Annotated in this window: 18 protein-coding genes and 1 pseudogene; 8 read left to right on the top strand and 11 right to left on the bottom strand. The window is 63.7% G+C overall.

Annotated features, from left to right (window positions below; genetic code table 11):
* Positions 1-196 precede the first annotated feature (196 nt).
* From LQK81_RS25105 to LQK81_RS25090, 4 genes are all read right to left on the bottom strand, one after another.
* Complete coding sequence (locus LQK81_RS25105) at positions 197-997, bottom strand: inositol monophosphatase family protein (protein ID WP_230809152.1); 801 nt, start codon at positions 995-997, stop codon at positions 197-199.
* Entirely contained in the window at positions 987-2,081 is a 1,095-nt protein-coding gene (locus tag LQK81_RS25100) for an ABC transporter ATP-binding protein (RefSeq protein ID WP_230809151.1), read from the bottom strand. The genes LQK81_RS25105 and LQK81_RS25100 overlap by 11 nt, the downstream gene beginning before the upstream one ends.
* Complete coding sequence (locus LQK81_RS25095; RefSeq protein WP_230809150.1) at positions 2,078-4,303, bottom strand: ABC transporter permease; 2,226 nt, start codon at positions 4,301-4,303, stop codon at positions 2,078-2,080. Before LQK81_RS25095 ends, LQK81_RS25100 begins: the two co-directional genes overlap by 4 nt.
* Before the next feature lie 63 nt (positions 4,304-4,366).
* Positions 4,367-5,395, bottom strand: a complete 1,029-nt coding sequence (locus LQK81_RS25090; RefSeq protein ID WP_230809149.1) for an ABC transporter substrate-binding protein — start codon at positions 5,393-5,395, stop codon at positions 4,367-4,369.
* Positions 5,396-5,592: 197 nt separating this feature from the next.
* Here LQK81_RS25090 and LQK81_RS25085 point away from each other — a divergent pair, with 197 nt between their 5' ends.
* From LQK81_RS25085 to LQK81_RS25050, 8 genes are all read left to right on the top strand, one after another.
* Positions 5,593-6,588 (top strand): LacI family DNA-binding transcriptional regulator, encoded by a 996-nt coding sequence (locus LQK81_RS25085; RefSeq protein WP_230809148.1) that lies wholly within the window; start codon positions 5,593-5,595, stop codon positions 6,586-6,588.
* 214 nt (positions 6,589-6,802) lie between these two features.
* Positions 6,803-7,669 carry a helix-turn-helix transcriptional regulator gene (locus tag LQK81_RS25080; RefSeq protein WP_230809147.1) on the top strand — a complete coding sequence of 289 codons (867 nt, stop codon included), beginning with the start codon at positions 6,803-6,805 and terminating at the stop codon, positions 7,667-7,669.
* Between the two features lie 91 nt (positions 7,670-7,760).
* Entirely contained in the window at positions 7,761-10,736 is a 2,976-nt protein-coding gene (locus tag LQK81_RS25075) for a xanthine dehydrogenase family protein molybdopterin-binding subunit (RefSeq protein WP_230809146.1), read from the top strand.
* Positions 10,733-11,560, top strand: coding sequence for an FAD binding domain-containing protein (locus LQK81_RS25070; protein WP_230809145.1), 828 nt, complete (start codon positions 10,733-10,735; stop codon positions 11,558-11,560). The genes LQK81_RS25075 and LQK81_RS25070 overlap by 4 nt, the downstream gene beginning before the upstream one ends.
* Positions 11,548-12,060, top strand: coding sequence for a (2Fe-2S)-binding protein (locus tag LQK81_RS25065; protein WP_230809144.1), 513 nt, complete (start codon positions 11,548-11,550; stop codon positions 12,058-12,060). Before LQK81_RS25070 ends, LQK81_RS25065 begins: the two co-directional genes overlap by 13 nt.
* The gene (locus LQK81_RS25060) at positions 12,053-13,570 is read left to right on the top strand and encodes an AMP-binding protein (RefSeq protein ID WP_230809143.1); all 1,518 of its coding nucleotides are present in this window, start codon (positions 12,053-12,055) and stop codon (positions 13,568-13,570) included. The genes LQK81_RS25065 and LQK81_RS25060 overlap by 8 nt, the downstream gene beginning before the upstream one ends.
* A 38-nt stretch (positions 13,571-13,608) precedes the next feature.
* Positions 13,609-14,415, top strand: a complete 807-nt coding sequence (locus LQK81_RS25055; protein WP_230809142.1) for an enoyl-CoA hydratase/isomerase family protein — start codon at positions 13,609-13,611, stop codon at positions 14,413-14,415.
* Positions 14,416-14,489: 74 nt separating this feature from the next.
* Complete coding sequence (locus LQK81_RS25050) at positions 14,490-15,752, top strand: benzoate/H(+) symporter BenE family transporter (RefSeq protein WP_230809141.1); 1,263 nt, start codon at positions 14,490-14,492, stop codon at positions 15,750-15,752.
* A gap of 124 nt (positions 15,753-15,876) precedes the next feature.
* On the opposite strand, the pseudogene LQK81_RS25045 reads toward LQK81_RS25050, so the two are convergent.
* The 7 genes and pseudogenes from LQK81_RS25045 to LQK81_RS25015 form a co-directional block, all read right to left on the bottom strand.
* Positions 15,877-16,598 (bottom strand): annotated as a pseudogene (locus LQK81_RS25045) (transposase).
* A gap of 78 nt (positions 16,599-16,676) precedes the next feature.
* Positions 16,677-17,375, bottom strand: coding sequence for an FCD domain-containing protein (locus LQK81_RS25040; protein ID WP_230809140.1), 699 nt, complete (start codon positions 17,373-17,375; stop codon positions 16,677-16,679).
* A gap of 65 nt (positions 17,376-17,440) precedes the next feature.
* Positions 17,441-18,511 (bottom strand): tartrate dehydrogenase, encoded by a 1,071-nt coding sequence (locus LQK81_RS25035; protein WP_230809139.1) that lies wholly within the window; start codon positions 18,509-18,511, stop codon positions 17,441-17,443.
* Positions 18,498-19,592: an isocitrate/isopropylmalate dehydrogenase family protein gene (locus tag LQK81_RS25030; protein ID WP_230809138.1), complete on the bottom strand. Its 1,095-nt coding sequence runs from the start codon at positions 19,590-19,592 to the stop codon at positions 18,498-18,500. Before LQK81_RS25030 ends, LQK81_RS25035 begins: the two co-directional genes overlap by 14 nt.
* Before the next feature lie 5 nt (positions 19,593-19,597).
* Positions 19,598-20,998, bottom strand: a complete 1,401-nt coding sequence (locus tag LQK81_RS25025; protein WP_230809137.1) for an MmgE/PrpD family protein — start codon at positions 20,996-20,998, stop codon at positions 19,598-19,600.
* Positions 20,999-21,015: 17 nt separating this feature from the next.
* The gene (locus LQK81_RS25020) at positions 21,016-21,807 is read right to left on the bottom strand and encodes an SDR family NAD(P)-dependent oxidoreductase (protein WP_230809136.1); all 792 of its coding nucleotides are present in this window, start codon (positions 21,805-21,807) and stop codon (positions 21,016-21,018) included.
* On the bottom strand, positions 21,791-22,915 hold the full coding sequence (locus LQK81_RS25015; RefSeq protein ID WP_230809135.1) for an AbrB family transcriptional regulator: 1,125 nt from the start codon (positions 22,913-22,915) through the stop codon (positions 21,791-21,793). The genes LQK81_RS25020 and LQK81_RS25015 overlap by 17 nt, the downstream gene beginning before the upstream one ends.
* Positions 22,916-22,925 lie beyond the last annotated feature (10 nt).

Below are 22,925 nucleotides of genomic sequence, written 5' to 3'. Positions count from 1 at the left end.
CTTTGCTAGGTCCAGGCCAACAATACCAACTTCCCTCATGAATGCTCTCTCCTCTAAGGGACGTTCTTGCGAACATCACTCTGGCACATTGCGATGCCGTCGGAAGGGGGCATCCACTCCATCAGTTCTCAGTGGCAATCAACAACCTGGAAGCAGTTGGTCCGCCTCGCGCCTTCTGTTCGCTCCAATGCTTGATCTATAGCCCCGCGACGCGTCGTAGGTCGTCCTTTGCACCAGGCGCCGTCGCAAGAACGGGCGCACCTTTCGTCAGCCGGTCGCCCGAAGTCGGGAATTGATGATACCAACCGCCCGCTTCCTTCACGAGGCAATAGCCGGCAAGGCAGTCCCAGGCGTGCATATAAGGCTCATAGTAACCAACCAAGCGACCGGCAGCGACATAGGCCAGCATTAACGCGCCCGACCCGTTACGGATGAAATTTCCGCCGGCGGAGAGGAGATCCTCAACCATCTTTGCGACGACCTGCGGGGCTACGTAATTGTTGGCGCCGATGCCTGTCACCGCGTTGCGGATGTTGCGGGACCCGTCGAGCAGGAGCGGCTTTCCGTTCAGCGTCGCGCCGCGGCCGGCAGCGGCCGCATAGACTTCCTGGTGACAGGGCGCAGCTATGACGCCGATGATTGGTTCGTTATCCTTGAGCAGCGCAATCGAAACGCACCAGTTTGGCATGCCGTTGACGAACGGACTGGTGCCGTCAATTGGGTCCACCACCCAGATGAGCCCTGAAGTGCCTGGCTGCAGACCGTATTCCTCGCCGAGAAAGCCGTCCTCGGGAAACTTCTCCGCGACGCGTTTCCGGATCAGGTTCTCGACCTCCCGGTCAGCAACCGAGACCACGTCCTGTGGATCGCGCTTCTGTTCGATCACCAGTGTTTCGCGACGGTTGAAATAGTCGAGCGCAAGCGCGCCCGCCTCCTCGGCCATGGCGCAGGCAAGCATGAAACGAGGGTCGATATCGGTTGCGGTGTCAAATGCCATAGGAAAATCCGGGTTCATTGAGGTCAGGCTGTATGAGGGCTATGCCCCGATCCCGGAAACCGACGGCGACGCTGGAGGCTGTTTCCAGCGAGCGGTCCACGGCGGGATCCACGACGAAGAAGGTGCCGGCCGCTGTCTTCACCTCGTATTCCACATGATCGCCAAGATAGGCGGAATGGGTGATGGTCCCGGAAAGCGCTGCTTCGGAGGCGGGTTCGAGGGTAACGGCGTTGGGGCGGACGGCAAGGCGGGCAGGGCCGGGTCGTGCACCCCTGGCCGGGATGAAATGTTCCAGAGCGCCGATGCGAATCCGGGCCCGATCGCCCTCGGAGGTCAATACCTCGCAATCGACGACATTCGCCTCGCCCATGAAGTCGGCGATGAAGGCGGATGCGGGGGCCTCGTAGAGCTCGCGGGGCGAGCCCGCCTGGGCAATCTCGCCGTCTTTCATGATCACCACCCTGTCGGAGACGGCAAGCGCCTCGTCCTGGTCGTGGGTCACATAGACGGCGGTGAAGCCGAGCCGCTGCTGCAGTTCGCGGATCTCGGTCCGTACTCGGCGGCGAAGGCGGGCATCGAGATTGGAAAGCGGCTCGTCGAGCAGCAGCACTTGGGGCTCGAGGGCGAGGGCGCGTGCGACCGCCACGCGCTGCTGCTGGCCGCCCGAGAGTTCCGCAGGCAATCGCTGCCCAAAGCCGCCCAGGCCGACAAGTTCGAGGACCGCTTCGGCCTGCTCTCGTGCCTCTTTCTTCTTCAGGCCCGAGGATTCGAGGCCATAGGCGACATTGTCCAGGGCATTCATGTGCGGGAAGAGGGCGTAGGACTGGAACACCATCGAAACGTCACGCTCATTGGCGGGCAGCATGGTGACGTCCCTGCCTCCGATCAGGATGCGGCCGGCGCTCGGATGTTCGAGCCCGGCCAGCATGCGTAGCGTCGTGGTCTTGCCGCAGCCGGACGGACCGAGCAGTGTCACGAGCTCTCCCGGACTGATTGTGAATGACAGATCCGGGATCGCGACGAAGGCGCCGAAAGTCTTGCACACATTCTCGAAGACCACCGAACCGGCCGAATTGCTCTTCATGCGGTTTTCTCCTGGGGAATGGGGAGGCGGGCGTGCGAGCCAGCGACACGGTTCTCGCGCCGCAATCGCCGTTCACCGACGAGATACTGGAAGCCCGTGATGATGGCGACCATCACGACGATGAGGGTTGAGGAATAGGCAATCGCCACTCCGTACTCGCCGTTCTCGACAAGGCCGACAATGTAGGACGTTGCCATGTTGTATTCGGCGCTGACCAGAAAGATGACCGCGCTGATCGAGGTGATGGCACGCACGAAGGAATAGACCAGTGCCGCATTGATCGCGGGCCTGAGCAGCGGAAGTACCACCTTGCGGATCGTCCTGAAGCTGTCGGCGCGGAGCGTCAGCGATGCCTCATCGAGACTTTTATCGAGCTGGCTCATCGCTGCCACGCCGCCGCGTACGCCAACTGGCATGTTGCGGAAGACGAAGCAGGCGACCAGGATCGCGGCCGTGCCCGTCATTTCCAGCGGCGGCAGGTTGAACGCCATGATGTAGCTGATGCCGATGACAGTGCCAGGGATGGCGAAGCTCATCATCAGCGCGAATTCGAAGAGCTCACGGCCCGCGAATTTCTGCCGCACAATGAGATAAGCTGTGAGCAGGCCGACAGCGGCGGTGAGCGGTGCAGAGACAAGCGCAATCTCCATCGTGGTCCAGAAGGAGTTCCAGGCGACGCCTGTCCAGGCCACGCCATCCGCCTCGAAGCTTATGGAGAAGGCCTTGACGTAGTGGGCGAACGTCAGGGAGTTGTCGAGGCCCCAGGTCTTCACGAAGCCGCCGAACAGGATCATGCAATAAACGACGACGGTGAAGATCATCCACGGAATCACCAGCGCATGGACGGCGATCGAGATGGGCTTCGGCAGCGCCGCGTGCTGGCCGGAATCGCCCTTGCCGGTCACCGTGGCGAAGTTCTTACCCGAAAGCCAGAGGCGCTGGGCAAGGAAGGCGGAGAGCGTGAATACCAGAAGGATCATGGCTAGAACCGCTGCCCGTGTCGGATCGTTCTGCGAACCCACCACCGCGAAGAATATGTCCGTCGACAAGACGCCGTGGCTACCGCCGAGCACCATGGGGTTGCCGAAGTCGGCCATGCTTTCGATGAAGGCGATCAAGAATGCATTGGCAAGGCCGGGCTTCATCAAGGGTAGGGATACGTGCCAGAAGGTGCGCCAGCGGTCAGCGCGCAATGTCTGCGACGCCTCTTCCATTGAGGGGCTGACGCCCTCGACAACACCGATCAGAACGAGGAACGAGATCGGTGTGAAGGAGAGAACCTGCGCGATCCAGATGCCGGTGAGACCATAGAGCCATCGGCCGGGCTCGATGCCGAAGACGGAAGATAGCGTTTGCGTCACGACGCCCGAGCGGCCGAAGAGCAGGATGAGTGCGAGGCCGACGACGAAAGGCGGCGTGATGATCGGCAGCACAGTCAGCAGTCGCAACCCCTTTTTGAAGGGAAAGCGGGTGCGAGTGGCGAGCAGCGCGAAGGCGAGCCCCATTACAGTTGAGCCGGTGGCGGTCAGGATCGCCAGAAACAGCGTACGCCAGGCGACGCCGCAGCGGTTTCCGCCAACGATGCAATCGAGGCTCCAGATCGAAGGGTCGACGATGTTCTTGGCGAACCCCTCGGAATTGAAGGAGCCGTCGAAATCCTGAAAGGCACCGACGAACATGCTGCCAATCGGATAGAAGACGAAGATCACCACGAGGAAGACCAGCATCGTGATCGAGGCGACAATGAAGGCATCGCCGCGCATTGCGCCGCGATCCGCAAATCCGAACGCGAAGAGGAGGACGAAACCAAGCGCCATGATGACCGCTCCGGCACCCATGGAGGGCTGGCCTTCCTGAAGCGGGCCGAACAGGCCCTCGCCGATCGTCCAGGTCCAGCCGGAAAAACCAATTGCGAGCCCCTGGAGGGCAAGGAAGATGACGCCCACGGCGCCGATCCAGGCGAACAACGTGCCGCGGCGCATAGGGTCATCGATGTAGCGCGCGCCCATACCCGCCAGCATCATCAGCACTGCGATCCCCAGCCACCAGCGGTCATATGAAAAGATCTGCAGGATGCCAGGCGCACTGGCGGCGTCTCCCGGAAAACCGGCTAGCCAATCCAGGGCGAAGAAGCCACTGTCGATGCGATACCATGGCAGGAGGAGGAAGGCGGCAACACCGAGCGCGAGCACGATCGTCACCCGCCGTCTGCTATTGTCCATGTCCAGCCTCGGTCAATCAAGAGAAAACCGGGCCCGCGGGGAACCGCACGGCCCGGTACAGGCTCAGTTGGCGTTTGCGCCAATTTCAGAATCCCACCGCTCAAGTAGGGCCTTGCGCTTCGCCGGATCGCCAAAAGTCTCGAAGTCGTAGTCGATGAGCTTGATGTCTTCGAACTTGGGCGACTCCTTTGGGATCTCGGCATTCTTGTTGGAGGGAAGCTGGAAGGACTTCGCATCCTTCATGTGTGACTGCACGTCTGCCTTGAGTGCCCAATCATACCAGATCTCGGCGTTCTCAAGGTTTTTGGCGCCCTTGATGATCGACATCGAGCCGATCTCGTAGCCCGTGCCCTCGCAGGGGGCGCCGACGGTCACCGGGAAGCCTTCGACCTTCTGGGCAACAGCATCATGCATGAAGACGATGCCGAGCGCGGTTTCGCCCCGGGCGGCGGCCTTTACCGGCGCCGAGCCGGACTTGGTGTATTGGGAAACGTTGGCGTTAAGCTTGTTGAGGTATTCGAACGCTTTATCCTCGCCCATGATCTGCACGAGCGTTGCGAGAGCCGTGTAGGCAGTGCCCGAGGAATTCGGGTTGGCGATCTGGATTTCGCCCTTGAGGGAGACGTCGAGCAGATCGTCCCAGCACTTCGGCTCCTTCAGATTCTTCTGCTTGAAGATGTCGGTATTGAAGCCCCAGCCGAGCGCCCCGGCATAGACGCCGACCGTTTTGTAACCCGAGCTTTCGGCCTGGCGTACGGCCCAGTCGTTGAGTTCGCCCAGCATGGGCGATCTATACTCCTGTGTCAGGTTCTCGGCTGCGGCCTGCATATGCGGGTCGCCCGTGCCGGCCCACCAGATATCGGTCTTCGGATTGCGGGCCTCGGCGCGGACCTTGGCATAGGTCTCGCCGGAAGACAGGCGCACCATGTTGACCTTTATGTCGTGCTCCTTCTCGAAACTGTTCTTCATCTGCTCGCAAATGACGACGTCAGCCGAGCAGATTAGGTTCAGATCGCCCGCTGCCTGACTAGAGTGAGCCAGAAGCGACGTACCCGCCGCCAGCCCTGCGGCGACCCAATTGATAGATTTCATGATACCCTCCTCAAATCATGGTCCGTGCGACATCCTCCATGCCGCTCGCTTTGCAAGCGTGTGCAAAGGCTCGCATACAAAAAAAGAGGTTGTCAACAGTAGGCCAGTAATTCGAATAGAAGAATTGACTGAACTGGATTGCACAGCATTGCAATACTGTGCAAGAAGGCGTGCAATCCACTGGCTACGAGGGACCCATGAGCAAGGTATTTGTCAGCGCGCAGGAGGTAGCCGAGCGGGCCGGCGTCTCACGGTCTGCAGTTTCCAGGACGTTCACGCAAGGTGCCAGCGTTTCTGCGGAGACGAGGCGCAAAGTGCTCGAAGCCGCAGAGAGTCTTGGATATCACGTCAACCACCTCGCACGCGGGCTCATGCGCAATGAGAGCGGTATTGTCTGCCTGATCGTTTCCGAGATCGGCACGCCCTACCGCTCGGCCCTGATCCGGGCGATCACCCAGCAATTGCAACTTTCCGGCAAGATTGCCATGCTGATCAACACCGACCGCTCGGATGGCAGCGTGGATCTCGCGCTGCGCCAGGCGATCCGATACCGAGCGGATGCGTCGATCATCCTCTCGGGACTGCCTGACAAACGCATCGCCCAGCTCTGCCTCAAGAGCGGCCAGAGGCTTGTGCTGATCAACAGGGATGACGACCAGGAAGGGCCGCTTCGGATCAATCTCGATGACGCAGAAGCTGCCCGGCGCGTCCTGACTGCTTTCGTCCGCGCCGGCTGCCGGAACCTCGCCTTTGCCAATTCCGAAGCTGGCACGCCGAGCTTGATGGCGCGGGAAAGCGGCTTCATCGCCGCTGCGATGGAGATGCAGCTGGAGGTCACCGTCGCACGCTACGGTCATACCGGCTATGAAGCCGGTCGCGTGCTGGCGCAACGCCTGCTGACTTTGCCGCATCGTCCTGACGCGGTCTTCTGCGCCACGGACCTCATCGCCTGTGGCTTCATGGATGCGGCCCGCCAGCAGTTCTCGATCTCGATCCCCGACCAACTCTGCGTCGCCGGCTTCGACGACATCGAACAGGCCTCCTGGGCATCTTACGATCTTACAACTTTCGCTCAGCCGGTGGATGAAATTGCGCGGACAGCCGTCATGTGGCTTTCACAAGGGCAAGATCTGAACGAGCGCGTGAAGCTGCACGCCGAACTGGTTTGGAGGTCATCAATCCGCGGCGGTTGAGACAATGACATTGAATATCCGCTTGGCGAAGCGGAGATCATTTGGCGGCCTTTGCTGACGAGTTCTACCGTTCAGACAGGCCGGCATCCGCGTCCCACGAAGTTCTCGGAAAAATCAGGCTCGTCGGTCAGGAAAAAAATATGACCAACACTAGCTTTGAGCGCTGAAACCTTCCGGGGCTTGTAGTTGCTGCGAAATGTCCAATAATTGAGCAATGTCGAATGCTCTTCGCATCGCACGTGGCCGCTTCGGGAGGGTGGCGCTGTTGGATATGGATCGGCCCCTGGTACGGCACGCGCACCCGCATTGTCATGTCCTGTTGAAGGTCGAGGGCGCCGACACGCGGTTTTCGGTGCGCGACAAGCTCGTGCCGCTCACCGACGATAGCGCTGTTCTCATCAACGCCTGGGAACCGCATGCCTATGCGCACGACCAGACTCGGCCGAAGACAGTGATTCTTGCACTCTATATCGAACCGCAATGGCTCGGTCATTTCCGGCCGAACTGGGCGGTGAGCCACGCGCCCGACTTCTTCGCCTCCAATGTCGGCTCGATCACTCACGACATCCGCTTGTGCGCACGTACGCTTGCGGAGGCCATGGTGCAGGAGCCGAACAGTGCCGACATGCACGAGGTGCTTCTCGGCAAACTGATGGTTGCCGTCATCGAACGCTTCGCCGACTGGCGGGCGGTGCCGAATTCGATCCGTGACCTCGCCTCGCGCCACCGGGTTGATTTCCGCATCCGCAACGCCGTCGAGCGCATGAAGGCTGCACCGGGCGAGATTGCCGATCTCGATCTTCTCGCGACCGACGTCGGCCTGTCGCGGGCGCATTTCTTCCGGCTGTTCGAGACCTCGATGGGGGTGACACCGCGGGTCTTCCTCAACGTGCAAAGGCTGGAACGGGCGGTTGCGGCCGTCGCCGACGGAACGGAGAGCTTCGCGGCGATCGGCGACCAGCTCGGCTTTTCCGTGCCAGCGCATTTTTCCCGCTTCTTCCACGATCATGCCGGCTCCTCGCCGAGCATATTCCGCAGTGTCAGTCGCCTCTCGGCTCAGGATTTTGAGACTTCTAGGTAAGGTCTGATACGCGGCGGTATCGCCCGATCGCGCACCCTTCTTCACTCTTCGCGCTACGGCACCCCTTCTCAAGCGGGTGCGGGAGGAGCGAATGAAGAGTTTGGAAACGGCGGGAGGCCTGATTGGCCGGACCGTCGAACGGGTCGAGGATGCCGGACTTTTGACCGGCCGCGGCCGCTACATCGACGACCTTCCGGTCCGGCGCGACACCGCGCATCTGGCGATCCTACGCTCGCCGCACGGCCATGCAGAAATTAGGGCGATCGATACGACGGCAGCCAGCGCATTGCCTGGCGTTATTGCCGTCATGACCGGCGCGGACGTGGCACGGCTTACCCGAAGCATGACGGTTGGGGTCAAGGCGAATGTTGAATGCTGGCCGATAGCCCGCGACCGGGTACGCTATGTCGGCGAACCCGTCGCCCTCGTCGTCGCCGAGAACCGCTACGTCGCCGAGGATGCGCTTGACCTGATCGAAGTTGACTACGAGACGCTGGCCGCCATCGTCGATCCCGAGAAGGCACTCGCCGCAGATGCACCGGTTTTGCATCCCTCGCTTGGCACCAACCTCATCAACGAGCGCACCTTTCGCTACGGCGATCCGGAAACAGCACTCGCAGCGGCCGCCCGTCGCATTTCGATCCGCATCGCCTATCCGCGCAATGCCTGCACGCCGATCGAAACCTACGGCGTCATCGCGGAATACGACCCCGGCGAGGACGCCTATGACGTCACAGCGAATTTCCAGGGGCCGTTCTCGATCCATGCAGTGATTGCCCGCGCGCTGAACGTGCCCGGTAACCGCATGCGGCTGCGCACGCCGCCCGATTCCGGTGGCTCCTTTGGCATCAAGCAGGGCGTGTTTCCCTATGTCATCCTCGCCGCCGTCGCCGCCCGCGTCGCCGGACGGCCGGTGAAATGGATCGAGGACCGGCTCGAACACCTGACGGCGTCCGTCTCGGCAACCAACCGCGTCACGACTCTGGAGGCGGCCGTTGCCGCCGACGGTCGCATCACCGCGCTCTGCTGGGATCAACTGGAAGATTGCGGCGCCCACCTGCGTGCGCCGGAACCGGCGACGCTCTACCGCATGCACGGCAACATGACCGGCGCCTATGCGATCGAAAACGTCGCCATCCGCAACCGTGTCGTGCTGACCAACAAGACGCCGACCGGGCTGAATCGCGGCTTCGGCGGACCGCAAATCTATTTCGCGCTCGAGCGGCTCATCCACAAGGTCGCCGACGAACTCGGCCTCGACCGGCTCGATATCATTCGCCGCAACCTCGTGCCGGCCGACGCCTTCCCCTATCGCACCGCGACCGGCGGGCTACTCGACTCGGGCGACTACCAGACAGCGCTTGATCGCGCCTGTGCGGAAGGCGGCCTCGAGGCGCTGCGGCAACGACGGGACAGCGCGCGCGCAGAAGGGCGGCTCTACGGCATCGGCTATGCGACGGTGATCGAGCCGAGCGTCTCCAACATGGGCTACATTACGACGGTCCTTACGCCGGAGGAACGGGCGAAGGCGGGCCCGAAGAACGGCGCACAGGCTGTCGCGACGGTCGCCATCGATCCGCTCGGCTCGGTCACAGTCAAGGTCGCTTCGGTGCCGCAGGGTCAGGGCCACCGCACCGTTCTGGCGCAGGTGGTCGCCGAGCGGCTCGGACTTCCCCTGGCGTCCGTGCGCGTCAACACAGAACTCGACACGGCGCGCGACGCCTGGTCTATTGCCTCTGGCAACTATGCAAGCCGTTTCGCGCCCGCCGTCGCCGGCGCTGCGGCACTTGCGGCCGACCGAATCCGGGCGCGCCTCGCGGCTATTGCCGCCAGTCAGCTCAACGTCACCGCCGACCGCATATCCTTTCGCGCCGGAAAGCTCTTCGATCGCGAAAATCCGGACAATGCCGTTTCCTTCGGGCGCGTGGCGGCCGCAAGTCACTGGGCGCCCGACACCCTGCCCGAGGGCACCGGCCAGACGATCCGCGAAACGGTCTTCTGGACGCCGGACGAGCTTCAGGCACCGACGGCAACAGACGGCATCAACTCGTCGCTCTGTCACGGCTTCATCTTCGACTTCTGCGGCGTGGAGATCAACCGGACGACCGGTCAGGTGCGTATCGACCGCTATGTGACGATGCACGACTGCGGCCGCATCCTGCATCCCGGCATGGTCGATGGCCAGGTCCGCGGCGGCTTCGCCCAGGCGGTCGGCGCAGCGCTCTATGAGGAATACGCCTATGGCAGCGATGGCAGTTTCCTGACGGGCACGCTCGCCGACTACCTGATCCCGACCGTGATGGAGACGCCAGAGCCGCTGATCCTCCATCAGGAGACGCCATCGCCGTTTACGCCACTTGGCGCAAAGGGCGTCGGCGAGGGCAATTGCATGTCGACGCCGGTCTGCATCGCGAACGCCGTCGCCGATGCGCTCGGGGTCGAGGACATCCGACTGCCGCTGTCGCCGAGTCGGGTCAGCGAATGGCTCTATGGCGAGGAATGCCCGCCGTCGAAGCCTCAGGGTCCGGCACCGGTCGCGACCGGGGCTTCGGGCGAGCGTCTACTGACCGGCGCAGGCTCGGCCGATGTCGTTGCCACCCGCGATTCCGTCTGGACGATGCTGCTCGACCCGAACACGCTGAAGGCGATTATTCCCGGGGCACACGAGGTCCGAAAGGTTTCCGACACGCATTTTCGAGCCGAGGTCACGCTCGGCATCGGTCCGGTCAAGGGCCGATATCGCGCCGACATCCGCCTATCCGACATGGTCGCACCGGAAGCGGTCACGCTCTCTGGCGGTACGGAGGGAGCGCTCGGCTCCGGCCGCGGCACAGGCCGCGTGACACTGACCGAAACCGCGAACGGCACCCGCATCGAATATCGCTACGAGGCGGCGATCAGCGGCAAAGTCGCCTCGGTCGGCGGGCGCCTTCTCGACGGTGCGGCGCGCGTGGTGATCGGCCAGTTCTTCCAGGCGCTCGCTCGTCATGCGGGCGGCGGCGTGCGTCCCAGTGCTGCCGCCGGCCTCATCCAGCAACTCTCGTCACTTTTCGGGAGGCGCCGATGAAGCCCGCATCCTTCGATTTCCTGTGTCCGGAAACGCTAGAGGAAACTTTGGCTGCGCTCGCGGAGGGCGGCAGTGAGGCTCGCGTGATCGCCGGCGGACAGTCGCTGGTGCCGATGCTCAACATGCGGCTCGCCCGTCCCGCCCTGCTCGTCGACATAATGCGGCTCGCGCCGCTACGTCAGATCGAAACGTCAGGCGACGAAATCGTCGTCGGCGCGGGTGTGCGGCAGGCCGAACTGGAAGCCTGGCCAAACCTTTCGCGCGACCTGCCGCTTCTGGCCGCCGCTTTCCCCTGGCTCGGCCACGTGCAGACACGGGCACGCGGCACGGTCTGTGGCTCGGTCGCCCATGCCGACCCAAGCGCCGAGTTGCCGCTTTCTCTGGTGACGCTCGGCGGCACCGTCGGTCTGCGCAGCCGCAAGCAGAAGCGCAAGGTCGCGGCGGACGATTTCTTCATCGGTATGATGGCGACCGATCTCGCAGAGGGCGAGATGATCGAAGCCGTGCATTTCCCGAAGGCCCGACCCGGCACTGGTTATGCCTTCCGCGAGATTGGCCGCCGGCATGGCGATTTCGCCATCGTCGCCTGTGCTGCCGTCGCCGACGACAGCGGATTGCGGCTCGGCATTGCCGGGGTCGATGACCGGCCGCGCGTCTTTCCGTTGCCGGGTCTTGATGACGACCAGTTCAACGATGCCATCAACGACATCGCCTGGTCGCTGAACGCCCGCGACGACATTCACGCAAGCGCCCGCTACCGGCGCGAACTGGTCCGCAATCTCGGCTGCGAGACCCTCAAGGAGGCAAGCCGATGCCGCGCATGAACGCCGCCCAGAGGCATGTGGTCGATTTCACACTGAACGGCCGGAACGTCCGCGCACAAGCCGAAAACCGCATGTTGCTCTCGGACCTGCTGCGCCACGAGATCGGATTGACCGGCACCCATGTTGGCTGCGAACACGGCGTGTGCGGCGCCTGCACCGTGCAAATCGACGGAAAGCCGGCACGTGCCTGCCTGACGCTCGCCCAGCAGGTGCGTGGCAGCGATGTGCGGACCGTGGAAGCGCTTTCGCCCGACCCGGCCGAGCTTTCCCCGCTTCAGGCGGCCTTTCGCCGCCACTATGGCCTGCAATGCGGCTTCTGTACTCCCGGCATCCTGATGTCGCTCGACGCCCTTTTGCGCGAGCAGCCAGACGCGGGCATGGAAGACATTCGCGAGCACCTCTCCGGCCATCTCTGCCGGTGCACCGGCTACGCGACCATCGTCGAAGCGGCGCTCTCCGCCGCGGAGGAACAACGGAAGGAGGAGATACCGAATGCTTGACCTTGGAACAAGCTTCCTCGCAAGCGTCGAGCGCGACCCGGACGCGCTCGCGATCGTCGACGGGGAGATGCGACTGAGCTATCGCGCCTGGTATGACAAGGTTTCGGCGCTTGCCGCAGCCCTCGGCGAGACCGGCTTGAAGCGGGGAGACCATGTGCTGACCGCCATGCAGAACCGCTGGGAGAATGCTTCGCTGCATTGGGCCTGCCAGTTTCTCGGCCTGATCGTCACGCCGCTCAACTGGCGGGCGAAGGCCGACGAAATCGACTTCGGCATCGCCGATGCCGACGCGAAGGCCGTGTTCCACGAGGCCTCGACGGAAGAGGCTGTGCGCCTGTCACGCCTCGCGCAGGACTTGCCGCAATTCTCCGCCGATGCGCTCGCCGGCATCATGGAGGGCAGAGCCGCCGATGCGATGCCTGTCGCCGACGCTGCGGACTGGTCGCTGATGCTCTATACGTCCGGCACGACGTCGAAGCCGAAGGGTGTGCCGCGCCGCCACCAGGCCGAACGCGCCGGCGCCGTCGCCCATGTGGCGCAGAATCTCTATCGGCATGGCGAACGCACGCTCGGCGTCATGCCGCTCTATCACACGATGGGCGTGCGCTCACTGATCGCATCCTCGCTGATCGGCGGCACCTTCGTCTGCTTGCCACGCTTCGACGTGGCGAAGGCGCTCGACCTGATCGAGAAGGAGAAGATCACCAATCTTTATCTGGTGCCGACGCTCTACCACGACCTCGTGCGCCACGAGGCTTTTTCGCCCGAGCGCATCGCATCCGTCAGCAAGCTCGGCTATGCCGGCGCCTCGATGACCGACGGATTGCTGAGGCGGCTGGACCAGACCTTCCGGCCGGAACTTTTCGTCAACCACTATGGTTCCTCGGAAATCTACACCTTCACGATCGAGCAGTCGGCGGCCGCGAAACCCGGTTCTGCCGGCCGCGCTGGCATCAACCAGATGATCCGAGTGGTGAAGCTGGGCAGCCGCAATCCGGACGAGCGGGCGGCCGTCGGCGAGGAAGGTGAGATCATCGCGCTGATGAAGAGCGACGAGGCCTTCGAGGGCTACTGGAACCGGCCCGATGCGGACGCCAAGGCCCTGCACGGCGGCTGGTACTTCACCGGCGACACCGGCTTAGTCGACAGGGATGGTGATCTCTTCGTCACCGGCCGGGCCGACGACATGATCATTACAGGTGGCGAGAACGTTTCGCCGGTCGAGGTGGAAAGCTGCCTATCGCTGCACGAAGGCGTCGCCGAGGTCGCTGTCGTCGGCCTCCCCGACGAGCGCTGGGGGAAGATCGTCGTCGCCTTCGTCAAGCGGCGAGGGGATGTCACGGCCGAGGATCTCGACCGTCATTGCCGCGATTCCGGTCTTGCTAATTTCCGCCGCCCCCGCCGCTTCGTCTTCGTCGAGGCGATCCCGAAATCCCCCGTCGGCAAGTTGCTGCGCCGCCTTCTGGTTGCCGGCGAGTACATCGAAGAACGCATTCCCGAACACCAGTGAGCGGCAGAAACGCCGACAGACCAACGAAAGGACTTTCCATGGCCGAACACGCTGCATTCAAGGACCCGCGCCTCGCCGAGCTTGATGGCTTCACCGTAACAATCGACGCGGCCCGGCAGCGCGCCGACATCACGCTCGACCATCCGCCTTACAACGTCGTGTCAATGCTGGCTCGCGACCAGTTGCGCCTCGTCTTCGAGGCCCTCGATGAGGACGATCGCGTGCGCGTCATCGTTATTGCGGGCAAGGGTGGGCACTTCTCGTCCGGCGGCAATATCAAGGGCTTCCTCGAGGCAAGCCCGGAACACGTTTCGCACCTCGCCTGGAACATCGCCGCACCGGCCCGTTGCTCCAAGCCTGTCATCGCTGCCAACCGCGGCTATTGCTTTGGCGTCGGCTTCGAACTGTCGCTTGCCTGCGACTTTCGCATCGCGACCGACACCACGCGCTACGCTCTGCCCGAGCAGAAGCTCGGCCAGATCCCAGGCTCCGGCGGCTCGGCCCGCCTGCAGAAGATGGTCGGCGTCACCCGCACCAAGAACATCGTCATGCGCTCGAAGCGGATCTCCGGTCAGGAAGCCTACGACTGGGGGATCGCCTCGGAGGTCGTTGCGGATGCCGATCTGGAAAAGGCCGTCGATGCGCTTGTCGAGGAACTGACCGGCTTCTCGCCGCTCGCCCAGCGCACGGCGAAAAAGCTCTTGAACGATACCGACGACGCACTGCTTTCGACGGCCATCGAGCTCGAAGGCCATTGCTACAGCCGACTTCGGACATCGGAAGACTTCCGCGAGGGCGTGGTCGCCTTCCACGAAAAACGCGCGCCGACCTTCGTCGGACGCTGAACCGGCCGGGCGGGAACCTGGCTTCATTTCCACGAGGAGGGAGCGGCCTCGTATCCGCTTCGGGAGGAACGAACATGGCAACAATCGACCAGAAAATACAGGAAAGAAGTCTTGTCGAAAGGGGACCCGGCCTTGCGTCGGGTCTGCGCGATCTGCCGAAACATCTCGGCATCAAGACGATGAGCGCCGGGCTCGTCGCCGCAATCTTCGGCTGCTCCGGCCCGGCCCTCATCGTCATCGGTGCGGCCGAGGCAGGTCGTTTGACCAACGGGCAGACCGTCGCCTGGCTCTTTGCGATATACGTGCTCGGCGGACTCATCAGCCTGCTGCTCGCGCTCTATTACAAGCAGCCGATCAACGGTGCTTATTCGATCCCCGGTGCTGCCCTCGTTGCCGGCTCGCTTGCGACCATCCCGTTCAACGAAGCGGTGGGCGCCTTCATCCTTGCGGGGCTGCTGGTTCTGCTGCTCGGCGTCACCGGGCTCATCGGCAAGGTTATGCGCTGGCTGCCGATGCCGATCGTCATGGCGATGATCGCCGGTGCGTTGATCCGTTTCGCGATCGGAACGGTCACGGCACTCGGCACGTCACCGCTGATTGCAGGCGCGGCGATCCTCGCTTTCTTCGCATCGATGCGGCTGACCAAAACCATTCCGCCAGTGCTGGCTGCCCTCGTCGCCGGCCTGATCGCGGCGCTTGCGACCGGTGCGGTTGGGGGCGGCGTAGCCAACATCGCCTTCGCGGCACCGGAGTTCACGATACCGGTGTTCTCCGTCGATGCCTTCTTCGCGATCGCCATCCCGCTCGCCCTTCTCGTGATCGGTGCCGAGAACGCGCAGGCGACCGGCGTGCTGATGGCCGAAGGCTATCGGCCGCCCGTCAACGCGATGACGATCATTTCCGGAATCGGTGGCGTTGTGGCAGGCTTCCTTGGCGGCCATAATGCCAATATCGCTGGCCCGATGACGGCGATATGCTCGTCCGAACAGGCTGGCGAGAACAAGGAGGGGCGCTATGCCGCGACGGTCGTCAACGGCGTGCTCTTCGCCGCCTTCGGCCTGATCGCCGGCGCCGCCGTTCCTGTCGTTCTCAGCCTGCCATCCGCTCTCATCGGTACGGTAGCCGGCCTCGCCATGATCAGCGTGCTTCTGTCGGCCTTCCAGAACGCCTTCGGCAAGTCGCTCAGTAACCAGACCGGCGCCTTCGTGGCGCTTGCCGTCGCCATGTCGAACATCTCGCTTCTCGGCATAAGTGCACCCTTCTGGGCACTTGTCGCCGGCGTTATCGTCTCGGCCCTCGTCGAGGCCGGAAAACTCGGAGAGAAACAGGCCGCGTGATTGCGGGTTATCGCTATCGGCGTTTGCTTCGAGGTGGCCCCCATTGCTGTTTAGCATGGGGGCGCAATTGGCGCTGGTGCATCGATCGGTGAAAGGTCGGATTTCCCCCCTTTGATGTCCCGAGCTACGCGGAAGCCGTCTTGCAGCGGACGGATTTCGGGCGTGCGCAGGCCAGCATTTGACTGAGGGCGGCGCAGCCAAGGGCGACTTCCGTCTGCTGTGCCGCGAATGGCGTGCCCGCAGCCGGCGGCCGAGGATCGATTTGTAACGACCGATGGCGGTCTCGACCAGAGAGTGTTTGCCGTAGCCGGTCGCGGCCTGCCGCTTCATCCGGCCATCGGCGATGATCGTGGCGATATGTTGGTTTCGTTGAATGGTGGGATCGTCGTGCTGGCGTTCCAACGCATTGGCGCGCGGCGGGATGACCACCGCAGCATCGGCGCTGTGCGTGACGACGGCGTCGTAGGTTGGCTCACCGCCATAGGCTCCATCGGCCGTGAACTGCCCGATCGGCATGTCGATCTGGTCGAGTAGCGGCTCCACCTGTGAAGCGTCGCCGGCATCCTGCAGCCCTGTGCTATCGATCAGGACGTGGGCGGGCCCTTTCTCCGGGATGCGATCACCTGGCCGCTTGTTCGGCGCTCTCGATCGCCAGATCGGAATAGCACGGCTGGCCACCGCGTGTAGTGCGCTTCGGCACCGGCCAGGACAACAGTGCCACGGGCGTCATCCAAAGTGTAAGGCTGCCACGCCGACGAAGGCCTGTCTCGTATCCCGCCAGTTCGTCACCTTGAACTTCATCTTGCCGACACGATGGCGGCAAGACGCGTTGTGCTTGAAAGGCATCGTAGCAGAGACCAGTTATCGGGCTGGCCCAGCTCCACCACGCTTAACGATCCCTGCACCAAGGCTCACGCTCAGGCGTCAGACGTCCGTTTCGCCATCGAGTGTCGAGCGAAAACGGATCTTCGAGCGCTCGACGTGGCGGAAGAAGGCTTCCTGGGCGCGTTCGCGGTTGCCGGAGGCAAGTGCGTCGACCATCTCGCGGTGCTCGCGGTTGGAGACCGAGAGCCCGCCCGCCTGGACGAGGCCGCGTGCGCGAGCCAGATGCAGCTTGTTGACGAAGCCCTTGTATTCCCTGACGAGCGTCCCGTTGCCGGTCGAGGTGACGAGATAGTCATGAAAAGCGAGGTTGACGGGGTAGTAGTCATCGAAGTTCTTGCTGGCGGCGATCTCGTCCATCTGGTCGAGGAAGGCATTGAGCCGGGTTAACATCTGGTCGTTGACGAGATCGGCGAGCAGCCGTCCGGCAAGGCCGAAGATCGCTGCACGCACGTCGTAGATTTCCAGTGCCTCCTTCGGCGAAACCGAGCGCACGAAGACGCCGCGGTTGCGGATGCTCTCGACGAGGCCCTTGGCCTGCAGGCTGCGCGTCGCCTCGCGCAGCGGTCCGCGGCTGGTGCCGAAATGGGTTGAGAGCTGGATCTCGTTAAGGCGCTCGCCGGGTTTCAGTTCGCCGGTCAGGATGAGGTGCTCAAGCTCGCGCTCGATGACACCGGTCAGCGACGACGTTCTCAACACGGTGAGATCGTTCTGCTGCACCTTCGGTTCCTGATGATACATGGCGCGTTCCATTGAATTCGATTGCTATTGTAGGCAATAAACAATGGGAATGTAAGCTGCAACTGCTATTGGCGGCCTCGTCTTGTCGCATCCAGGATGGCGGCGGTGACCGCACGCGTATCGGCCTGTCCGCCGAGGTCGGGCGTGTGCGGTCCCGACCGGCTGACCGTCTCAATGGCGTTCATCAGTTTTTCTGCCGCTGTCGCCTCGCCGAGCCGTTCCAGCATCATCGCGCCGGTCCAGAAGGCGCCGATCGGGTTGGCGATGCCCTTGCCCATGATGTCGAAGGCGGAGCCGTGGATCGGCTCGTACATCGACGGGTGCGTTCCGGACGGATCGACATTGCCGGTCGCGCCGTTGCCGAGGCTTCCGGTCAGTGCCGAGGCGAGGTCGGAGAGAATGTCGGCATGCAGGTTGCTGGCGAGGATCGTGTCGAAATTGCCGGGCCTGGTCACCATCAGGGCGGCCATGGCATCGACCAACTTCCAGTCGACATCGAGCTCCGGAAAGCCCTTGAGCACGTCGCGGCAGGCCTCGTCCCAGAGCACCATGCCGTGACGCTGGGCGTTGGATTTGGTGACGACGGTCAGCCGCTTGCGGGGCCGCGCCATGGCGGTCTCGCAGGCAAAGCGGCAGATGCGCTCGACGCCGGCACGCGTGAAGACCGCGACGTCCATGGCAAGCTCGATCGGCAGCCCTGCATGGGTCCGCCCGCCGATGCCGGCATATTCGCCTTCCGAGTTCTCGCGCACGATCACCCAGTCGATCGCTTCGCCGAGTTCCGGCCGCAGCGGCCCGCGCATGCCCCCGATCAGCTTGGTCGGGCGCACGTTGGCATACTGGTCGAGACCCTGGCAGATGGCGAGCCGGAGATCCCAGAGCGTGATGTGGTCGGGAATATCGGGATCGCCGACGGCGCCGAAATAGATGGCGTCGAATCCCTTCAACTGCTCTACCCCGTCCGCCGGCATCATGCGTCCGGTGCGGCGGTAATAATCCGAGCCCCAGTCGAAGCGGGTGACGTCGAGCGTGAAGCCTTCGCGCCCGGCGAGATCCGAGAGGACCGAAAGCCCAGCCTCGATCACTTCCGGGCCGACGCCGTCGCCGCCGATCGCGGCGATCCTATGCCTTCGCATGGGCTGCCTCCATGCCGTGGAGGATGCCGGCGACCATATCCGCCTGCGTGCCGGTGCCGCGGATATCGGGTGTGCGCGTCGCAGGGTCGGCGAGCGCCGCATCGATGCCGGCCTTCATGATGCGCGACATCTCGAGCGCCGCATCGATCTTGTGGTGGTGTCCCATCCAGTCGAAGAGCATGCGCGTCGATTCGATCATCGCGAATGGATTGGCGATGCCTTTGCCGGCGATGTCGGGGGCGGAGCCGTGCGTCGCCTGCGCCATCGCGATCGAGCCGCGGCCGATGCAGAGCCCCGGCGCCATGCCGAGGCCGCCGACAAGGCCAGCCGCCTCGTCGGTCAGGATGTCGCCGAACATGTTGGTGGTGACGACCGTGTCGAAGCTCTGCGGGTCACGCACAAGCCGCATCGCCATCGTGTCGACGATCACCTCGTTCACCTCGACGTCGGGGAAGTCCTTGGCGACCTCGTAGCAACTGTCGACGAACATGCCGCAGCCGAGCTTGTAGACGGTGTTCTTGTGCACCAATGTCAACTTCTTGCGCCGCGACCGGGCGATCTCGAAGGCGGCGCGCGCCACCTTGGAGGAGCCCTCGACGGTGATGACTCGGACCGAGATCGTCACGTCATGCGTCGGGCGGAACTCGCCGGAGCCCATGACGACGTTGCGGTCCGGCTGGAAGCCCTCGTTGTTCTCGCGCACGATCACCATGTCGATGTCGTCGTGCAGGCAGCCGATGCCCGGGAAGGATCGCGTCGGGCGCACATTGGCGAAAAGGTCGAAGCGCTTGCGCAGGATCGGATGCGGATTGATCGCCTCCGGCACCTTCGGATATTCGCGATGTCCGATCGGGCCGAGGATGAAGCCGTCGAGCGTTCCGAGCGTCTCCAGCGTGCCTTCGGGCATGGTGTGGCCATGCGTGTCGAGCGCGCGCCGGCCGATCGGCACCTCGACCCATTCGATGGCCATGCCGGTTGCGGCCGCCGCGGCCTTGGCGATCCGGACGGAGGCCGGCACGACCTCGTGGCCGATGTCGTCGCCTTCAAGGATACCGATTCTGAGCGAGGTCTTCTTCATCATCTGGTTCATTCCGCTGCTGCCGTCTTGGAGGTGGATCCGGGAACGCTGGCGCGCGCGACGTCGGCGGCGTCCTTGAGTTCTTCGAGCTTCCACGACGTATCGAGGAGCTGTTTCGTCACCGCGTCGCCGACCACGAGCGCCGACTGGACCGTGAACTTGTGGTCGATCTGCGCGTCGGTGAGCGGCACGTCCTTGGAACCGATCGCGCGCTCGACACGCTTGGAGACCGTCGAGCCGTCGTCGAAGGTGACGAGGATGTCGACGGAGGCCTCGTGGCAGTTCCGGTCGGCGGTGGCTTTGGTGCGGTCACGAAGCGCGATGATCTCGGGATCGTTGACGATCTCGTCGGTGAAGGCGGTCGGTGCGCCGTCGCCCTTGAGAAGGGCAGCCGCGGCCGCATGGTAGACCGAGAACTTGCCCTCGAGCCCGGTCTTCGGTGTGGTCTTGCCGGTCAGTTCCAGCACCAGCGGGTGGGCGGTCAGTTCGACCGAGCGGATGCGGCGCACTTTCTCGTCGCCGAGTTCGTCGCGAAGCTGGATGCAGCCGTCGATGGTTGGATGGATGACGATGCCGCAAGCAAACGGTTTGTAGCTGTTCAGCGCCGCTTCCCAGCGCGTGCCGAGGTCGTCGAGGATTTCGGAATAGTCCTGCTTGTCGGACATGACGTTGGCGAAGCCGCGCGGCGCCTCGATGGCGCGTTCCGTGCTGTCGAAGTTCGCTTCGGCGAGCAAGGCTGCGAACATGCCGTTCTGCGCGGCGCGGCCGGGGTGGAAGCTCTTGGTCATCGTGCCGAACATTTCTCTGAGACCCGAGGACTGGGTGGCGGCCAGGCCGAAGGCCCAGCGCATCTGCTGCGCATCGAGGCCGATCGCCTTGCCGACGGCAGCCGCCGCCCCGAAGACGCCGGCCGTCCCGGTGATGTGCCAGCCCCGGTCGTAGTGATGCGGATAGACGGAGTTGCCGATACGGCACTCGACCTCGACGCCGACGATCAGCGCCGTCAGAAGGTCGTAGCCGGAAACGGGGCGCACTTCCGCCAGCGCCAGCAGTGCCGAGGCAACCGGGCCTGCCGGATGGATGATCGTCTTCAGGTGGGTGTCGTCATAGTCCAGCACATGCGAGGTGATGCCATTGACGAGCGCCGCATGCAGCGCGTCGAGCTTCTCGCTGCGGCCCAGAACGGTGGAGGTTGGCTTGCCCGAGAAGGGCGCCACGGCGGCCAGTGCTCGGTCGACCGTCTCGTGGCTTGCACCGCCGACCGCGCAGCCGACCCAGTTGACGAAGGTCCGCAGCCCCTCTCGGCGAACGTCGGGCGCGATGTCGCTGCCCTTGATGGTGACGACCCAGTCGGCGAGGATTTCCGTCACCTTGGGAATGCCGGGGGCGGTTGCCTGGTGCTGACTCATTTCATTCTCCTTGTAACTTACAGAAGACCGCGGGCTATGCCGCCGTCCACGTTGACTGTCTGGCCGGTGACGTAGCTGGCGCGGGGGCTTGCGAGCCACACCACCATACTCGCCACCTCGTCGGGGCTTGCGAAGCGGCCGAGCGGAATGTCCTTCGAGAAATCGCCGAGGATGTCGTCGCGCGTCCGGCCCTGTTCGCCGGCCATCTTGTCGGCGCGCTTGGTCCAGAGTGGCGTCAGCGTGCGGCCAGGCGCCACGCAATTGACGCGGATCTTTCGGTCGGCAAGTTCGGCGGCGAGCGTCTTGGTCAGGCCGAGAAGGCCGGCCTTATGAACGTTGGAGACGATCTGGTGCTGGTAGGGCATCTTCGAGGCCGCGGCGCCGAGCGTCACGATCGCCGGGTTCTCGCCCTTTTCCAGCGCCGGCAGCAGGGCGCGGATGGCGCGCACGGTCGACAGGATGTTGAAGGTGTAGTTGGCGAGCCAGTCCTCGTCCGTCAGGTCCTCAAAGGAGGAGCGGATGCTGCCGCCGACGGCGGTTAAAAGCAGGTCCAGCGCACCCCAACGCTCCATCGCCGCAGCAGCCAGCGTCTCTCCGGCGCCCGGTTCCGTGACGTCGCAGACGAGCGTCGCCGGCCGGGCGGCGCCTGATGCCGCGATGTCGTCAGCCGCCTCGTTGAGATTGTCTGCACTGCGTGAGGCGATCAGTACGTCGGCGCCCTCCGCGCCCATGATGGCGGCTGAGGCCTTGCCGATACCGTAGCTACCGCCGACGATCAGCGCGCGTCGCCCCCTATACCCCAGGTCCAATGGAGCCTCCCCTCAATCGAAGATAGAATTTGAAGACGATGAGCACCGTCGACGAGACGACGGCGATGCGCATCACATGGAAGGCCGTAACTACCTCCGCCTCGAGATGCATGACCTGGGCCGTCACAACCATTTCCGTGACGGCGGCCGGCGCCAACGACAGGAAGCTCGTCGGATAGGGAAGACCGGTCGCGAACGTCAGCACGACGGCGCCCGCCGCCGCACAGCCGATCATGAAGAGCGATATGACGAGGGCCGCGAAGGTCACGCGTGGCAGCGCCGCCAAAAGGTCGCGCTTAAACTGGCAGCCGAGCCAGGTGCCGAGCATGATCTGCGCAATGCTGATCAGCAGAGGCGGAATCTTTACGGAGTAGAGCCCGAGCACGCCAATGATGATGCCCATGAAGATCGGCCCGACGAGCCAGGGATTGGGCAACGGTGTTGGCTTGAGAAGCCGCGCCATCAGGTAGCCGAGCGCCAGCGAGACGATCACCAGCAGCCAGTGTGACCCAACGGCCGCCGCGTCCGGCGCATTGCCCGGCTCTCCGAAGAGAACGACGAGGAAAGGCACGAGCGCCACCACGCCGGAAACGCGCATGGCATGCACCACTGCGACCGATCCGGCCGCTCCGCCATAGTCCTTCGCGACCGTCGCCATGTCGGCGACGCCGCCGGCGGCGGTCGCGAAGAAGGCGGTGACGTCGTCCACCTTCGCTAGCGGTTTGAAGAGAAATGCTGCGGCCATCGTGAATATGACGACATAGATCGTACCGAGCATCATGGCCGGCAAGAGGCTGGTCATGGCGGCGAGCACCGCCGGCGTGAAACGCATGCCGACTGCAACCCCGATCGCGACCTGGCCGAGCTCGCGGCCCATTGGAACCAGCGCGGACCGGAAGCCGAAGATCGAGAGCGCCGCCATGACGAAGAACGGGCCGAGCATGAAGGGCAGCGGCATGTTGACAGCCTTCGCCGCAAAGCCCGCCACCGCCGCGATGGCATAGGTGAGCGCAAGCGTCAGCCACCAGCGCGGCTGGCGATGGCGCACCGCCGCGTCCGGTTGCGTGCCCGTTTGCCCGAGCGTTGCTGATCGAGGCTTGTCATCCATCACGGGAATC

The sequence above is a fragment of the Rhizobium sp. GN54 genome (assembly GCF_021026345.1).
Classification (GTDB): domain Bacteria; phylum Pseudomonadota; class Alphaproteobacteria; order Rhizobiales; family Rhizobiaceae; genus Mycoplana.
Note: the sequence above shows the minus strand (reverse complement) of the source record. Positions and strands in the feature narration are given on the sequence as shown.

Coding starts and splice junctions, on each gene's coding strand:
- LQK81_RS25105 (WP_230809152.1), bottom strand. CDS start 997: ATGGCATTTGACACCGCAACCGATATCGACCCTCGTTTCATGCTTGCC.
- LQK81_RS25100 (WP_230809151.1), bottom strand. CDS start 2,081: ATGAAGAGCAATTCGGCCGGTTCGGTGGTCTTCGAGAATGTGTGCAAG.
- LQK81_RS25095 (WP_230809150.1), bottom strand. CDS start 4,303: ATGGACAATAGCAGACGGCGGGTGACGATCGTGCTCGCGCTCGGTGTT.
- LQK81_RS25090 (WP_230809149.1), bottom strand. CDS start 5,395: ATGAAATCTATCAATTGGGTCGCCGCAGGGCTGGCGGCGGGTACGTCG.
- LQK81_RS25085 (WP_230809148.1), top strand. CDS start 5,593: ATGAGCAAGGTATTTGTCAGCGCGCAGGAGGTAGCCGAGCGGGCCGGC.
- LQK81_RS25080 (WP_230809147.1), top strand. CDS start 6,803: ATGTCGAATGCTCTTCGCATCGCACGTGGCCGCTTCGGGAGGGTGGCG.
- LQK81_RS25075 (WP_230809146.1), top strand. CDS start 7,761: ATGAAGAGTTTGGAAACGGCGGGAGGCCTGATTGGCCGGACCGTCGAA.
- LQK81_RS25070 (WP_230809145.1), top strand. CDS start 10,733: ATGAAGCCCGCATCCTTCGATTTCCTGTGTCCGGAAACGCTAGAGGAA.
- LQK81_RS25065 (WP_230809144.1), top strand. CDS start 11,548: ATGCCGCGCATGAACGCCGCCCAGAGGCATGTGGTCGATTTCACACTG.
- LQK81_RS25060 (WP_230809143.1), top strand. CDS start 12,053: ATGCTTGACCTTGGAACAAGCTTCCTCGCAAGCGTCGAGCGCGACCCG.
- LQK81_RS25055 (WP_230809142.1), top strand. CDS start 13,609: ATGGCCGAACACGCTGCATTCAAGGACCCGCGCCTCGCCGAGCTTGAT.
- LQK81_RS25050 (WP_230809141.1), top strand. CDS start 14,490: ATGGCAACAATCGACCAGAAAATACAGGAAAGAAGTCTTGTCGAAAGG.
- LQK81_RS25040 (WP_230809140.1), bottom strand. CDS start 17,375: ATGTATCATCAGGAACCGAAGGTGCAGCAGAACGATCTCACCGTGTTG.
- LQK81_RS25035 (WP_230809139.1), bottom strand. CDS start 18,511: ATGCGAAGGCATAGGATCGCCGCGATCGGCGGCGACGGCGTCGGCCCG.
- LQK81_RS25030 (WP_230809138.1), bottom strand. CDS start 19,592: ATGATGAAGAAGACCTCGCTCAGAATCGGTATCCTTGAAGGCGACGAC.
- LQK81_RS25025 (WP_230809137.1), bottom strand. CDS start 20,998: ATGAGTCAGCACCAGGCAACCGCCCCCGGCATTCCCAAGGTGACGGAA.
- LQK81_RS25015 (WP_230809135.1), bottom strand. CDS start 22,915: ATGGATGACAAGCCTCGATCAGCAACGCTCGGGCAAACGGGCACGCAA.